Source organism: Neobacillus niacini, from assembly GCF_019749295.1.
Taxonomy (GTDB): domain Bacteria; phylum Bacillota; class Bacilli; order Bacillales; family Cytobacillaceae; genus Neobacillus; species Neobacillus niacini_D.
The window spans coordinates 172,427-188,511 of sequence record NZ_JACWFG010000002.1; the positions used below are offsets into that span (position 1 = coordinate 172,427).

The 16,085-nt window shown below is 32.5% G+C and carries 14 protein-coding genes; all 14 read right to left on the bottom strand.

Annotated elements, in window-relative coordinates; genetic code table 11:
• Positions 1-104: 104 nt before the first annotated feature.
• Entirely contained in the window at positions 105-551 is a 447-nt protein-coding gene (locus H0184_RS04500; RefSeq protein ID WP_221821853.1) for a VanZ family protein, read from the bottom strand.
• A gap of 24 nt (positions 552-575) precedes the next feature.
• Positions 576-1,649: a glycosyltransferase gene (locus tag H0184_RS27960; protein ID WP_221821855.1), complete on the bottom strand. Its 1,074-nt coding sequence runs from the start codon at positions 1,647-1,649 to the stop codon at positions 576-578.
• Between the two features lie 57 nt (positions 1,650-1,706).
• Positions 1,707-3,095, bottom strand: coding sequence for a sugar phosphate nucleotidyltransferase (locus H0184_RS04510; RefSeq protein ID WP_221821857.1), 1,389 nt, complete (start codon positions 3,093-3,095; stop codon positions 1,707-1,709).
• A gap of 71 nt (positions 3,096-3,166) precedes the next feature.
• Entirely contained in the window at positions 3,167-4,486 is a 1,320-nt protein-coding gene (locus H0184_RS04515; protein WP_221821859.1) for a UDP-glucose dehydrogenase family protein, read from the bottom strand.
• 382 nt (positions 4,487-4,868) lie between these two features.
• Complete coding sequence (locus H0184_RS04520; protein ID WP_221821869.1) at positions 4,869-5,405, bottom strand: acyltransferase; 537 nt, start codon at positions 5,403-5,405, stop codon at positions 4,869-4,871.
• Between the two features lie 91 nt (positions 5,406-5,496).
• Positions 5,497-7,263: an asparagine synthetase B family protein gene (locus H0184_RS04525; RefSeq protein WP_221821872.1), complete on the bottom strand. Its 1,767-nt coding sequence runs from the start codon at positions 7,261-7,263 to the stop codon at positions 5,497-5,499.
• 3 nt (positions 7,264-7,266) lie between these two features.
• Positions 7,267-8,409 carry a CapA family protein gene (locus H0184_RS04530; RefSeq protein ID WP_221821882.1) on the bottom strand — a complete coding sequence of 381 codons (1,143 nt, stop codon included), beginning with the start codon at positions 8,407-8,409 and terminating at the stop codon, positions 7,267-7,269.
• A gap of 13 nt (positions 8,410-8,422) precedes the next feature.
• Positions 8,423-9,709, bottom strand: coding sequence for a lipopolysaccharide biosynthesis protein (locus tag H0184_RS04535; protein WP_221821885.1), 1,287 nt, complete (start codon positions 9,707-9,709; stop codon positions 8,423-8,425).
• A gap of 350 nt (positions 9,710-10,059) precedes the next feature.
• Positions 10,060-10,647: a glycosyltransferase gene (locus tag H0184_RS04540; RefSeq protein WP_221821887.1), complete on the bottom strand. Its 588-nt coding sequence runs from the start codon at positions 10,645-10,647 to the stop codon at positions 10,060-10,062.
• Positions 10,648-11,187: 540 nt separating this feature from the next.
• On the bottom strand, positions 11,188-12,267 hold the full coding sequence (locus H0184_RS04545; RefSeq protein ID WP_221821890.1) for a glycosyltransferase family 4 protein: 1,080 nt from the start codon (positions 12,265-12,267) through the stop codon (positions 11,188-11,190).
• A 167-nt stretch (positions 12,268-12,434) separates the two neighbouring features.
• Positions 12,435-13,361 (bottom strand): glycosyltransferase family 2 protein, encoded by a 927-nt coding sequence (locus H0184_RS04550; RefSeq protein ID WP_221821892.1) that lies wholly within the window; start codon positions 13,359-13,361, stop codon positions 12,435-12,437.
• Between the two features lie 35 nt (positions 13,362-13,396).
• Entirely contained in the window at positions 13,397-14,617 is a 1,221-nt protein-coding gene (locus H0184_RS04555) for a hypothetical protein (RefSeq protein ID WP_221821895.1), read from the bottom strand.
• A gap of 14 nt (positions 14,618-14,631) precedes the next feature.
• Complete coding sequence (locus tag H0184_RS04560) at positions 14,632-15,174, bottom strand: acyltransferase (RefSeq protein WP_221821903.1); 543 nt, start codon at positions 15,172-15,174, stop codon at positions 14,632-14,634.
• Positions 15,175-15,201: 27 nt separating this feature from the next.
• Entirely contained in the window at positions 15,202-16,074 is an 873-nt protein-coding gene (locus H0184_RS04565; protein WP_221821905.1) for a glycosyltransferase family A protein, read from the bottom strand.
• Between the last annotated feature and the right edge of the window lie 11 nt (positions 16,075-16,085).

Here is a 16,085-nt window from a genome sequence, read left to right on the forward strand (position 1 = left end):
AATAGGCAGTGCTGACTTTGAAATCTGTTTGAGTCGAGTTTAAAAAAGGAAAATGTCATAACCAATGGTATTGTGCAAAATTACTTGTTAACAATATGTAATGGTTATTTGGATAGATTTACACGATTTTTCCTAATCATATACAATACGGCTAACGCAACAAAAGCTCCAAAAGAATCAAATAAGACATCCCTATATGTAGCTACTCTCCCCGGCATAAAGGACTGGTGCCATTCATCCAATAAGGCATAGAGAACAGTTAGCATCCACGCAAGGATATATGAAAATCGGTAGGATTCGAATGCTTTAAAGAGCAAGAATGCGAGAATCCCAAAAACAATGAAATGTGTAGCCTTTCTTACAATGAGGTTTAGCTCTTTTATATCGACAGGGTCAGGACTTGTATATTCGATAGACATAGTATCAGTCACAACTGCCTTTTGAATTACTTTTGCAGTATTCTGGCCAGTGAAGTATGGCAGCTGTGTAACAATGAAAATGGATATCATCCAAACGATCGCTGCAACTAACCACCATTTCCTCTTCCCCATACGCTTCCCTCCCTAAAAATACTATTAGTAGATTCCTATTATCTTTAATAAATCCTTAGCAATCTTCCCGGCTTCATTTGTATGATTCCTATTATGCTCAGGCGTTTTTAATTTTCCAAATATGAGTGGATCAACTTGATACTTTTCAAAATCATCCCACTCTATCGTTTCACACAGCTGATGTTGTTTTAAATATTTGATAGTATTTTGATCTTCCCTCATGGACGATCTATTAAGAATTAGAAGTGGAATATTAGCGCTTAAAGCCTCTCCAATCATTCCCCATCCCGCTTTTGAAATAACTAAATCTGAAGCAGCAATATAGTTCTGTGATTCCAAATAATCACTTGGAATTTGAAATACATTGGGCCGGTCTACCTCTACATTAGAAGATACAATAAACACACAGTTTGGACTATCCCAAATAGGTAATTGATCGAGTGTTCCTACATCTATCTTCATACCTAATCCTAAAAACACAATTTGCTGTCTACCAACTGGATCAATAGAGTTCCTAATTCTTTTAACCTCTTCTAAATCTACAGTTCTAGAAAAGAAGCCATATTCATATGATTCTATGTCCCACTGTTCCTGACTTCCCGATAAGGAATAGTAGTAGGTCATTTTTTTATAGGCTTCTTTAAACGTGATTAACTCCTTATCATCAATTAACCCCTGATAGGCAGTATACCAAGTAAAGTTTGATAGGCCTACAGAAGATATACCTAAACTTTCAGCAGCTTCAAATGGCAATGGTGATATGTCCGATATAACCAAATCAATATTATTACCCAATAAGAACTCTCTTTCTTGTTCCTTATAACTTTCCCAATCTGCTACAAAGCTTTTATACTCCTTGAATAATAGAATTTTATCAGGATGGATTGAATTCTTTTCCAGTAAGTAGCCTATATCTGTCTTGATATTTCTATAACTTACAAGGCTTGATTCTAGAGATTCCTTAATAAACGAAAGAGCAAAGGAATGGCAGACTATTACTTTTACTTCAGGCTCTTCGAGAAGTTTCCTAATAACCGCAATACTTCTAGAAGCATGTCCATATCCATAATTGGATATATAATAGGCAATGTTTTTCACTATTTTCACCTCAATAAAAAAAGTGGGGAAAGGACCTAAGCCCTCTCCCCTAAAATATTATAGAATCACTTTTGCTTTTGATTTTTGGAAGTGGTTAATGACATCATCCCATTCAAAATACAAGCGGGTAAAGTCTTCATCACTAATACCGATACCTGTTTGAACTTCTATAAATTCCAACTCAGAAAATGCTTTAATACCATGTTTCTTTCCTGCAGGTAGGTGAACGATATCCCCTGCTTTTACTCGAGTGATATAGTCATCCAAGGCCAATTCGCCTTCTCCACGAACAATCGTCCAAACTTCATCACGTAAATTGTGATAATGATAGCTCGAATTCTTTCCTTCATGGATGCAAATTCGTTTCGTTACCATTTCATTTCCGTCATCATATTTAGCATAATCAAGTACACGAGACCAGCCCCAAATTCGCTCTTCATACATTGGAGGCTGTTCAAATCCGCTAATCAATTCCTTAATTCTAGGGCTCGAAGCTTTATCTGCAACTAAGATGCCATCTGGACTCGCTGCAACAACAATATCCTTTACACCAATGACAGTTACAGGAATATCAAGTTCATTTATCAAATGAGTATTTTGCGAATCATCACTTAAAATACCTTTTCCAATTTGAGAAGTTGCCATTTCCTCTGTCAACGTATTCCAAGTTCCAAGATCCTTCCAATAACCATCATATGGAAGTGCCATAATATGATTTGCTTTCTCAACTACTTCATAATCAAAACTAATCTTAGGAAGATTTTTATACTGCAGTGAAAGTTTATCATAATGAAGAGGCAAACTTTTTTCTAGCAAAATATCTAGTAAGTACTTTAATTTAAATGCAAATACCCCACAGTTCCAAAGAGCATTCATATCAATAAGAGTTTGTGCCTTTTCTTCACTCGGTTTCTCAGTGAAATGGTTCACTGAAAAATATGAATCTCCTGTTACAGGATCCTTTGGAACAATGTAGCCATATTTAGCAGATGGATAAGTTGGGTTCACGCCGACCAATGCTAAATCTGCTTTAGAATCTAGTAAAACACTCTCAATTTCTTTTACTTTTTCAAAAAAGCTATCCTCAACATACGGGTCAACTGGCAGTACAACAACTACTTCATCTTCTGATACATTTTGAATAGAATACAGATAAGAAGCTGCTAATGCAATAGCTGGGAAAGTATCGCGACGTTCAGGCTCAATAATTAAAGGTATATTCATTCCTAATTGTCTATGAATCATATCCCTTTGCATTTTAGAAGTTGCAATGACAGAGGATTCAGCAAGTCCAACTGTTTCCAACTGTCCCCATACACGCTGAACCATTGATTGCTTTTCTTCATTATTACTCTCTAACACCTTTAAAAATTGTTTTGATCTTGTATCATTTGATAAAGGCCATAGTCGCTTACCCGATCCTCCAGATAATAATACAAGCTTCATAATATCCCTCCATTAAAAAACCAGGCCACTTGGACCTGATTCGATTTATAATACTTCAATTTGCTACTATACTATACAAGAGAGTATTCAAAATTATTTACAGTTTCTCTACCAATGGAATCATAAGTCAGGTTTGCCTTTTTAACACTTACAAGTTCATAACAGTTTCTTCCATCAAGAATTATTGGTTTTCTCATTAGTTTATTGTATTTTGTTAAGTCAAATTCTTTGATTTCATCCCATTCAGTAAAGATAAAGCACACATCTGCATCCTTAATTGTATCTTCAATCGAATTGCAGTAAGTAATTTCATCGGGATAGATTTTCTTAAAGTTATCTACACCTACAGGATCCCATGCTTTTATATTAGCGCCATCCTCAAGCATAATTGGGATATTCACGAGTGTAGGTGCTTCCCTTAAGTCGTCAGTGCCAGGTTTGAAAGTTAATCCAAGGACTGCAACATTGAGACCTTTGAAACTATCAAAATACTTACGGGATTTTTTTATCAATTTAAGCTTTTGATTTTCATTCACATCAATAGCTGCTTTAATAGTTTTTAACTCATTATCATGGAAGTTTGCTAGCCAGTGAAGCGCTTTTGTATCTTTAGGGAAACAAGATCCACCGTAGCCTATACCAGCATTTAGAAATCGATTACCTATCCTACTATCGTAACCCATTCCATGAGCAACATCCTCTATGTCAGCTCCAATTATTTCACAAAGGTTTGCTATTTCATTAATAAATGATATTTTTAAGGCAAGAAAGTCATTGGAAGCATACTTGATCATCTCGGCACTTTTCCTATTTGTAATCACAATCGGTGCGCCAAAATCCTTGTAAACTTCTTTTAAAACTTCTCCTGCATATGGTTCTTCGACTCCTATGACAATTCTTGAGGCATGTAGTGTATCCCTAACAGCAGTACCTTGTGACAAAAACTCAGGATTAGAAGCTACATATACATTTACATCATGTACCAACCTAGATTTAATCATATCTTTAATCTTATCATTTGTACCTATTGGTACTGTTGATTTAACAACTACGACACAATCTTTCTCAATACTTTCAGCAATTTGTTCGGCTACACCATAAACATAACTTAAATTAGCCGAACCATCCTGCTTTTCTGGAGTACCTACACCAATGAAAATAACATCTGCATCTTTATACGCTTCTTTATACTCAGTTGTAAAATTCAATCTTTCTATATTTTTAGCAATTAATTCTTCAAGTCCTGGTTCATAGATAGGGGAGATCCCAGCCTTCATTAAAGCTACTTTTTTATCATCTATATCTACACAAGTAACAGAATGCTTATGGTCCGCCAGACAAACTCCGGTAACTAAGCCAACATATCCAGTTCCAGCAACAGCAATTTTCATCTTTCACACACCTTCACTATATTAAAATTTCTTTTTTAATGTACTTTGATACTTGATAAGCACTTAAACACAATAACTATAACAATAATAATACTATATTTCAGCCATTCCTAATAAACCCAATATGTTCCTTCAAGTGGAGCTAATTAATGACTAAAATTAAATGTATCACTATCATCATGAATAACGGTTACAGGCACAGAGATTAGCTATGCATAAAACCTTGATATATTGACTTTTGAAATATAAAAATACACTCATTTATTAACCTCTCAAAGGTGCGCTTAATTGTCCAAGGGGATAGAAACCATTGTTCATAATCTTGTTATAAGTCAGATTTTTAGAAATTGAAGGACACCCAAAATGAGTGTCTTTTTTAATATTACGTAATGACGCTTTCTTGTAATTCTTTTATTTTATTTAACTTATTTGTAGCCCATTCTCTTGTATCACCAATTTTCACAGCAGGATTACCAGCCATGATACTAAAAGGTTCTACTTCGCCACGCACAACACTACCGGCACCTATAATTGAATTATCACCAATAATGGTACCCGGACAGATAACACTTCTTATACCAATAAAAACATTATTACCAATTTTAATTTGTCTACGTATCTCGTATCCACGTTTCATTTGTTTGCCTAACCCATAAACGGCGTTATTAATTGAATAGTCATGAGTTAATAGAACTACCTCTCGTGAAATTACTACGCCGTCTCCAATATGAATTAAGTTGTAAAGATAATCAAACCATACTGTAAAATCTATCCAACTTGATTTACCAACAATATTTACTCCTAATTTCCTTAAATAGTTATCATACGCTTGTACATATTTCCCCGGTTTTGTTTTATACAAAACGAATAAAGCAGAATGTTTGTAAGCGATGTTGAATAATTTCTTCAAATTTACCATAGTAGCCTCATCCTTATAATTACTACAAAATATTTTGCAAATATATTTTATGGAGCTAGTTCCATAATCCAAGCGGACAAAATACAGCGTTTTATTTCAGTATATTTTGATTAATATACAAAGTCTGTAACAAGTTTATTTTTTGATTCTGATTTAATTTATTTCCTTCAAACAATTCCTTTACATCTCTCTCTTTTAAAGCACTGGATATTAGATTTATTCCGTCTCTATAATTATCAATAGCATGTTTCCATTCTGTGCTATTCATAACAACTTTCCATTCTCCCCAAGGTCCTTGATTCCCCTTAATCAGACCTATTTTAGAACCGATTGTTCGGAAGAACCAAATAACAAATTGAATAAAGATATTAATATACCAAGAAAAGTATGGTAACCGACCATCACCATGAAGCAACCACTTTGTTGGTTTTAGCAATGGTTTTGCAGCTTTTTGGAATAGCTTTCGATTAAGTTTCCAATCTTGTGGCACAGTAGCACTCATTTTTACAACATCTTTGGACATAAACGGTTCATAACTCCTAAATAATCTTCTGTTAACGTGAATATTAGGTATATTCACATTCATTGAGCTAGGCCATAATTCAAACCATTCTTCTGCTGACTCTTTTCGAATACTCTTGACATATTTCAGATGCGCCTGTCTCCTCTTTGTTAATTCCTCTAGAACCTCAGTTTGAAAATAATCATTTTTTAATGGAGTAGCTGAAGAATAATTAAGTCTCTTTATTTGTGGTAGGAATGGAAATCTATCTAAACTAGATAACTTTTTAATGCGTGCTCCCTTTAAGAGTGCATCCGAAAATAATCCACCAAATACAGCTGAATATTCATTTAACTTACAGCTTTTATGAAATCCAAAAGTATGTGCATGAATATACTGCGAACCCGCCCCTACTAAATTAACACAAGAAGAGAGTATCTCTAAATAATGTAATTTGCTCCTTGTTCCTATTTTAAATTTTGCTCCGTATGAGTTCGCAGCTTTTTCAGCTACTTTACCTTCACGATTCATATGGTCAAGGAATATAAATGCATCTTGATTACATTGTTTTGGTAATAGTCCTGAAAGAGTACGTGAATCTTCTCCGCCACTAATAAACTGTGCAATGTTATACATATTACCAGCAATGCTATCCACATATTTTTGCAAACTATTCCTTAAATCATTTGCTGCCTGATCAATATTGTTATACTTATATTTTTCTTTGGGAAGCCAATAATTTTTAGTCAATATCTTTATTTCATTGGCTTTAATAATATGGGTGGATGCTGGTGCTATCTGTCTTATTTGATTGTATGAAGTATATGGATAAGTAACTATGCCATGTAAAATAAAATCTACTGCTGAAACAATGTCAATATTCTGTTTTTGTCCAGATATTCTTGCTACAACATCAACATGTGACGAAAGGATAATGTTATTGGAATCAGAATATGTGTAGATTGGTATAAATGACATAAGATCAGTTATACATTCTACCTCAGAAGTATTTTTGTTTACTAATATTATTGCAAAGGGACCACTAAGGTCTTCATCCCATTTAATTATCCCCTTAATATATCGGTTAAATATTGCTTCCGTACCACTAGAACCTGATGTCAAATTTAAAAACTGATTTTCCTGATAATCTAATAAAGGTCCACCTAATACAACACAAATATGTTCATCTATCTCAAATGGATTAAATCCATTGTAAGGACTATTACTTACAGCTAATGATCCCCAATCTCCATGAAATTCTTGCACTATAGGTTTCTCTTCACGATATATACTTTGTAATTCTATTGTTAACTTCCCTTTTTCTATTTTTTTTTTAGAATAAATGAAATCGCTCATTTTTTACCGCCGTCCTTGTTTTCCCTTTGTAATTAATTCTAATGCATGTCTTGCAGCATAGTAATATGCCTCATTCCTTAGAAAATGCAATGTTTGTAACTCTTTATGGTCCTTTCTTTCCCTTCCAAGGAGTGCTTTAACTATATTTTTAATAAAAGATTTCATACTCCCATCATAGGGTATTGGTAATAGTGAATAAAAGAGGGGAAGTTTTATTTGCCTATTATACGCTTCAAGTGACATTGAATCATGAAGTTTATCGTATACAGGGCCTAAATTAGTATTTAGTTGTTTTAAATCAATCTGTTTCTCGATTGGAGAGAGTTGAACATATCCATCCTGTTTATGATGAAATATCGGCTCGAATTTGACTTGTTTATTTTTCTCTAAATGGAAAAGGACCGAATATGAGTTATCTTCTTTATTAATATAATTTTTTGAATCAAAATAAAAGTTTCCAAGACTATAAAAAATAAATGAATTATTATATTGTTCATATCCCTGTGGAACATGAGGATGTGAACCAACCACTATATCTGCACCTAAATCACAAAGATGTTTATACCTGTGGCGCCATTCCTTTTGTGGTACATTATAATTTTCTAACCCTGCATGAGATAGTACAATTACAAAATCACATTCTTTTTTTAACTCTATTATTTTATTATCAATTACACTGTGATTAATCCATGCATATCCAGGTTGATTTTTATCTGCAAAATAATCTAAAACCCCAAATTGAGCCTCACTTGCGTTTATTAATCCGACATCTATTCCATTAATTCTTTTAACTAAAGGTTTATAAGCTTCGTTGAAATCCACTCCTACTCCCAAGGAATCCAAACCTATATATTTTGATTCTTCCATTGTAGCAATTAGTCCCTTACTACCAAAGTCCATAATATGATTATTAGCCATACAAAGTAAGTCGAATCCTTGTTTATATAAACCTTTTATTGTAGATTTCCTCTGAAAGTGATGTGGACCTGATTTTGAAATAGGATTTCCGAACCCTTCAATTGGTGCTTCAAAATTACAAATCGAGTAGTCAGCGTTAGCAATTATCTCAGCCAATGAATCTGAACAAACCAACCCATCATTTTTTTCGTAATTTACAATATCACCACAGACAAATATTGTAGCCATCTTTATTCCTCCGTCATTGATGTAGCTTCTTACTTTTTTGGAGAGTAAACAGAATTAAAATAATATTAAGTATTGCACCAGATACCCCGAATAATGCGATAGCAATAATGTCACTTAAAAAAACATAATATCCTAAAGCAAGGAGGGCTATACGTGTGATTAAAGTGATGAATGTGAACTTTAAATGAAACGATTGTGCAGACAAAACAGGTAATGCCTTAACACTCGGCTGGTTAATAAACATAAAAAATACCCAAAGTGCTATCCATCTAGCATATTCCCCTGCTTTGATCCAATCTGAACCGAACACAAAGCCAAATAACCACGGACCAAAAATAATCACAATTCCATAAGGTATAATCCCAATAGCCCCAAGAGAAAGGGTAGCCCTTTTAATTAACAGAGTAAGATCTTCCCCTTTATTGGCAGCTTCTGAAATTCGAGGATAAAATACATCCCCTACGGATTTACCAATGAGTTGTGATGGAATACTTAGCACAGTCCTACCTAAAGAATAAAACCCAGCAGACGCAGGACCAAAAAAACTTGTTAACATCAAAATGGGTAATCCTTGAGAAACTGCATTTAAAAATACCTGTGGGGCTCTAAATAAAGGAAAGTCTTTATGTTTTTTAGCGAGTTCCTTAATAGATAATGACTCAGCATTATCACCTTCTAACTCTTGCTTAATATTTGAACCCTTTGCAAATAATATCATCATTGAAACTCTAAGAAATTGGCCAATAACTGTTAAAATAATAAGTCCTGCTGCCAAAGGGTGGAAAAACCCTAGTCCGACTTTACTTCCATTAATAATAAAAGATTGTAGAATTGTCACTTTAGCAGTTATTCTAAATTGCTTTGTTCGAATAAGCCAATACTCTGTAACTTCTTCAAGGGCAGAGAAAAAAGTTACTAATGGTAATAAATATAAAAATGGAGCAATGCTTTCTATATTAAACATTCTAACAATTGGTTGTTTCAATACAATTAAGGTAATGGCGACTATCATTGCAAAACATGCTGAAATATATATTGAAAGACGAATTAATCCCTTTGCGTCATTATCACTCTTGGGTAATACTACAGCAATGGGATATGTTAGTGCAGCTATTGGTGAAATTATTCCAATAACTGCTGTGAATGCACCCAAAAGACCAAATGCTTCGGGTCCATACAAACGAGTGATAATTGGGGATAATGCCATTGACACAGCTTGAGCTGCAGCAGTTCCAGTTGCCATTATTAATACATTGCGTATAAACGGCTTTTTAGATAGTTCTATTATATTGCGTTTCATGCTATACTCCCTAATATTATTGTTTTGCACTAGGACTTCATAATATCATTGTATGATGGAAGGTATTGTCCAATCTACTATATTCAAATTAAGACTTTCCCAATTAAAATTTATGCTAACACATAAAGTTCCAAAATTTTTAAGTGGGAATCTTCATATTTTAATTAATTTAAAAACTGAGACCTGCCACGATGTGCCGACCTCAGAATGATAATTTATCAAAATATTCATTTTTTCCTTATGCATCAATGGTTCAATATTGCCTTTCTTGATGCGTTGTCATAACAAGTAAAGTTTAAGAAAGAAAAGCTCTGTGAAAGGGTATCTAGATATTACCGGGAGCACAATTTTTACTTCATGACCTGTTCATATATACTACTTAATATTTTTATGTTCATTTCAGCAGTAAAGTGTCTTTGGAAATATTCGAAGGTACTTCGGAACAAATCCAATTCATATTCAGTTGCTTCCACCAATCTATTAACTGCCTCAACCATGGAATCTGAAGAACTATGTTCAAATTTATAACCAGTTACCCCATCAATCACTAGATTACCCACGTTACCAATATTGCTTCCTAGAACTGGCGTGCCATATCCGAATGCTTCAACAATAGTCATTGGAAAGCCTTCATACCATTGAGTTGGCAATATTAGAGCCATTGATTCAGAAATAATTTGGACTACTTTCTTATTTTCAATAAAACCCATCATTTTCGCATTAGATTCAAGGTTATTGGAAACAATAAAGTCTTTGCACCACTGCTCCTCAGGTCCAGTTCCGCAAATTATAAGTTTTATGGTTTGATTGTGGAAAGTACAATATTTTTTCCAAGCATATAATAATTTATCTATTCCCTTAGTATTATCTATGCGACCTGCAAAGATTATCTGTTTTTTCCTATTCTCTATATTTATATAATTTGTCCTTCGATTCATATTTTATCACCCCTTTTTCTAAAACAGGTAGTTGAGTAAGAATACTCATTCTATTCCAACTAAAATATTTCAGAGGACAATTGCATTTGGATTGATTCTATATATTACTCAAATTATTTCTTTTTTATCTTTTATTTCGAAACTAATCCAAAATAACAAATACACCTTCTATTTTTTCTATATAAATATTTTAGAAATTAGTTCTCTTACATATTCCACCTTCATTGCAGCTTTCCCAGCTACGAAAGAATTATCTTCTTCTTTCCGCCGGGCAACACTGATCCCACAAAACAATTTGTTCTTATTGTAGTTCCAGGAAGATGACTTCTTATTTCGATAAACATATTCTCACCAATTATTATCGGTCTTATAGAACAAAAAGGCTTGGGAGTTATCTCAACTGTTAATTCAGTATTAGTAGGTGATTAATCAAGAACAACAAAACACATTCTCGAGAAGTCACAAAATATTAACTTACTATAATCAAAACATGAAACCATATTACTTATATACCTCTCCGGCTTCGGTTGCCACCATTTTTTACCCATCATAATTTTCATTAAACAAGTTATAGTACTTTTTCGCTACCATATCCCAAGTGTTATTCTTTGCAGTAGTTATAGAATACTTACTTAACTGTTGTAATTTGTTTTTATCATGTAAAACTTCCTGCAAAATATCTAAAATTGTTGTGCCTGTCCCTTTATCTAAAGATACTATATAACCGTTTTCGCCATCTCTAATAATATCCTTTGCTCCACAGCAATCAGAAACAATACACGGGCAACCAACAGCCATAGATTCTAGAACCGCAACATTAAATGTATCGTATAAACTTAGACATAACTGTAAAGTTGACTGTGCATAGTAACTAAATAACTTTTTCTTATCCTCTATTAATCCGTGATATGTCACATGATTTTCAAGTTTATTATAGGTTAAATATCGTTTATATTCTTCCATAATTTTTTCGTTTTCCACAGAACCATATATATCTAAATGTATATTAAGATCAGAATTATCAATTATATACTTTACTGCCTTGATCGTTTCAAGAATCCCTTTCCCTCTCTTTATACCGCCAACAAAAATTAATTTGACCTTGTCAGAATCTATAATATTCTCTTTTGTAGCATCTAAAGGATTAGCCTGAACTCCATTGTTTATAACGTATACATTTTTACTTCTGCCGTAAATAGAATTTATATCATTAGCAAGTTTATAAGAAACACAAATTATATTATTAAACTTTTTATATAAAAACTTTTCTAACATTAAATAACGACTTTTACTAATACCTGAGATAGTGGAATCTATTTTATATATTCCATGAACAGTAAGGTAATAAGTGTTTGTTCTGTTAAATAAGCTTACCAAATAGACAATCAATACCATTATAAACCCATCTGTATGAACATTTACGACTAAATCTTTCTTAAACAAAACCTTTGTAACAATATCTTGAATTAGCCTAACAAAGGAAGTAGATTCATTTTTAAGAATACACTCAAAATCTACATTTAATCTTGAGAACGATTTTTCTAAATGATATATGACATTACCTGGTCCATTAAGCTTATTTCTTTCATATAACTTGCCAATTGTTATTACTTTCTGCATATTATACTTTTGACCTTCCTATATTGTTATATCCTTTTTAAAAGGATTACGCACTACAAGTAAACTATTAAATCAAATTCTTAACTATTTTTATCGAGATAACTAACCCATTTCTCTTTGCTTTTAATTATGTTAGTGGAGTCTTTTATGAAAGAAGCAATTCGCTATTACCCCCTCCTAACAAATGATTTTTTGCTTATTTTGCCTACGATTAAATTAATAAATGTATTAACGACAACTTTTATAGTTTTTAACAGATGAATTTTGCACATCATTACTAATTCCTTTGCTGCACTTTTATATTCTTTTTTCTTCAAATACAAAATCATCAACCTATTTGCAAAACTATATTCAATTTCACGTATTTGATTTGTTGAAAATTTCCCATAAACTTCTCTACCTAAATTTCTGTAATTAATTTCTCCCAATATTGTTTTTCCTTTATTACTAATCCTTAGTCCCTCATAGTCGTAGTAACGTGTTAGTACTTTAGAAACACAATCTATTTCAAAATCGTTTTTTAAAATATTTAACATCAATATCGAATCTTGTTTACACGGAACATCCTGAAACATCCCCACTTCTAGAAGAACATCTTTCCTACACATCCATTGACTTGTTGCCGCAATGCAATTGTGAACTAGTTGTTCATATAGACAGTTACCACTAAAATTATGCTTAACAATAATACGCTTTCCACTATCTGTGACTGTTTCCGTATAGCCATACACTAGAGCTAATTTGGAATTCTTACTTTTTTTAAAAACTGATAATTTTTCTTGAATGTTTTCCGGAAAGTACTCATCATCATCATCTAAAAAGGCAACAAACTTACCTCCAGCATGCTTAATGCCAACATTACGTGCCCGGGCACCTCCCATATTTTCAGGATTCTTAATATACCTCACTTTATTGTTTAACTCATATTGCGACATCATTATTTCTGTCTCTCTACGGTGATCACTTCCGTTGCTATTATCATCAATAACCAATATTTCGATATTAGAATACGTTTGATTTAAAACACTATCTATTGCCCTTTTTAACATATCATTTCTAGCATAAGTTGGTATAACAACACTTACAAGATCCATACTAATTTTCCTTTCATATTGGGAGATATAGCATCTTAATTCGATTCTATTTTTTTATTATCCATTAATTTCAAAGTCATAATAAACAGTAAATACAATAATACAACATCTGTGACTACCAAATACCCATTAAACATATTTATTTCTATAAATATCATAATAATACTAAATGCAATAAAGCTATTCCCATTTTTAATAGCCTTCATGCATGGTTTAACTACTATAAAATACAACATACCGATAACATTAATAAATCCAAATTTGTATAACAAAATTAAAAAAGGATACTCCTTTGCAATTGCTGTATTCACGCTGCCAACCATAGTTGTTAAAATAGCATCAATAGACTCGCCATATCCAGTAAAAATTCTTAATTTTAACTCATTCTGTGCAAAAATCATGTTCCAAACTTCATTTCTACCAGTGGTCAAAGATTCATTACTTAATCTAGAAAACACTAAATCAAATAAACCAATATAATATAGTAATAGAGTGCATACTATTAGCAATATAAGGTTTCTTATTCTATTCTTTCCCTTCGAGTTAAACCAAAACATACTAATCAGCATAATAAATATTCCAGTCTTACTTCCTGTACTTAATACCCCAATCATACAAATGGCCATTGAAATTCTAGGGTTAACAATTGGCTTTTCATGTGTCCTGCTATAACACATATTTAGTAAATAAAACATATTATAAATTAGAGCATTCATAAGATAGTGTCCCATAAACGAAGCGTACCTATATGAAAAAATTCTTGCAGAATTAGGAACCCAGTCTGAAATTCCAGGAATCACTGTACTTGTTAAGAGTTTCATAATAGCGAAGTTGGTTAAAGTATCAATTACATATATTCCAAATATAATATAAACAAAAAAATTAAAATACTTTAGTAACTTATTAAGCAAATTTTTTGCCAAAACAGAGTCTGGATTTATTTCACTTATCACTACTATTAATGGCAAAAAATACATCATAGTACTGTATATAATTTGTTTAGTAGAAACATCATTCAAAGTATTTATAATTGCAGCATGCAAAATCATTATTAATAGCAAGAACAATTCCTTACCGTTTAACCAGATTTTTTTCCCTCTAAAAACCATTAACAGTAAGCTAAGGAAAAACAAGTAATTTATATTCGCTAAAGAACCCATGAAAGCGATTCTCATATAAAAGCATGTTAAAAATAAAGAGAATATCAAACCTATAGCAATTAATGTACTTATTTTTATTTTTTCTTGATATATCATATTGCCTCCAAATACTATAACTTCTTCACCATCTTTGCAGGAGAGCCCGCATATACACCTGGCTCTAATAAATCGTTACTTACCACCGAATTTGCAGCAACTACAATGCGGTTACCTATCGTTACTCCCTTAGTAATTACCACATTGGCACAAACCCAAATATCAGAGCCAATCTTTACAGATGCCGATGACATTCCTTGCTTACAAATTAAATCATTAGGGTTACTGTACTCATGTTTGTGATCAACAATAACCACATTAGGCCCAAAGAGATTATTATCCCCTATAGATATATCATTCATCGCAATTACCCTACAATTCGTATTAAAAAAATTATTATATCCTAGCCTTATGTTTCCACCATTTGCTTCAAAGGAACAAAAATCAGAAAACCATGTCTTAATACCGATATCGCAATTTCCACCAGAATGAATCCAAAACTTGACGTTTTTACCAATGAAGTATTTAATACCATTAGTCTTCAATCTTCCTAAATTAATAATCATTTTATTAAAAAGTTTTAGTAGCCCAATGCATATCATTATATACTTTCTCATTTCTGCTTCTCCCAAACTAATAAGTTTTTATTTTAGCCTTACTTTACGTGACAGGTAACGAATGAACCCTAGCGGATAAGCCAATATAGTATAAAGTAGAGGAAGCTTGTATAGCCTTTTTCTTGTAAAGCAATAAAAGCATACCACATTAACTGCTGACCTAAATTTTTTGACAAACCCCTTAGAATAAATAAATCTATTGTAATAGTAAAGCATAAACCCTTTAGGATTTTTCTCCATGATACTAAATAAATTTTTAGTATATCCGTCTTCCTGATATTCGCAGATTATTAAGATTTCAGGACAAACCCATAATTTGTATTTAGTATCTAATAAATCATAAACTACACCCTCTGGGATAACCTTTTCATCATTGAATACCAGAAATGGATTCTCCTTCATAACATCAGTACGTATTACCAAAGAAGTATCCGCTCCAAAACCACTTTCATATAATTTTGTTAAATTTGAGTAACAATTTTCCTCAGGGAAATTATTACTAGGTAGGTACATTCCCCCCAATACTTCCTTATATGCGACCATCCCCCATGCCTTACTATCTAATGCTTTGTCCCAATTTCGAATTATTATATCAACTGCATTATCTGAAAGATAATCATCTGAATCAACACACATAAATAGAGGTGTCTCAATCATGTCTACCCCTTTATTGTGTGCTCTCATTTTTCCACCATTATTTTGGTAAACATATTTAATTTTAATTTTATTTTCTTTAATAAAACCCTGAACGAGCATTTTTGTATTATCGCTAGATCCATCATCCACTATAAGCCATGAAAAATTCCTATTGTTCTGTCTACACAAACTTCTATATAGGTTTTCAATTATATAACCTCTATTATATGTGGTTGTAAGTATGGTAATTTCTTTACAATTCATTTACTATAACC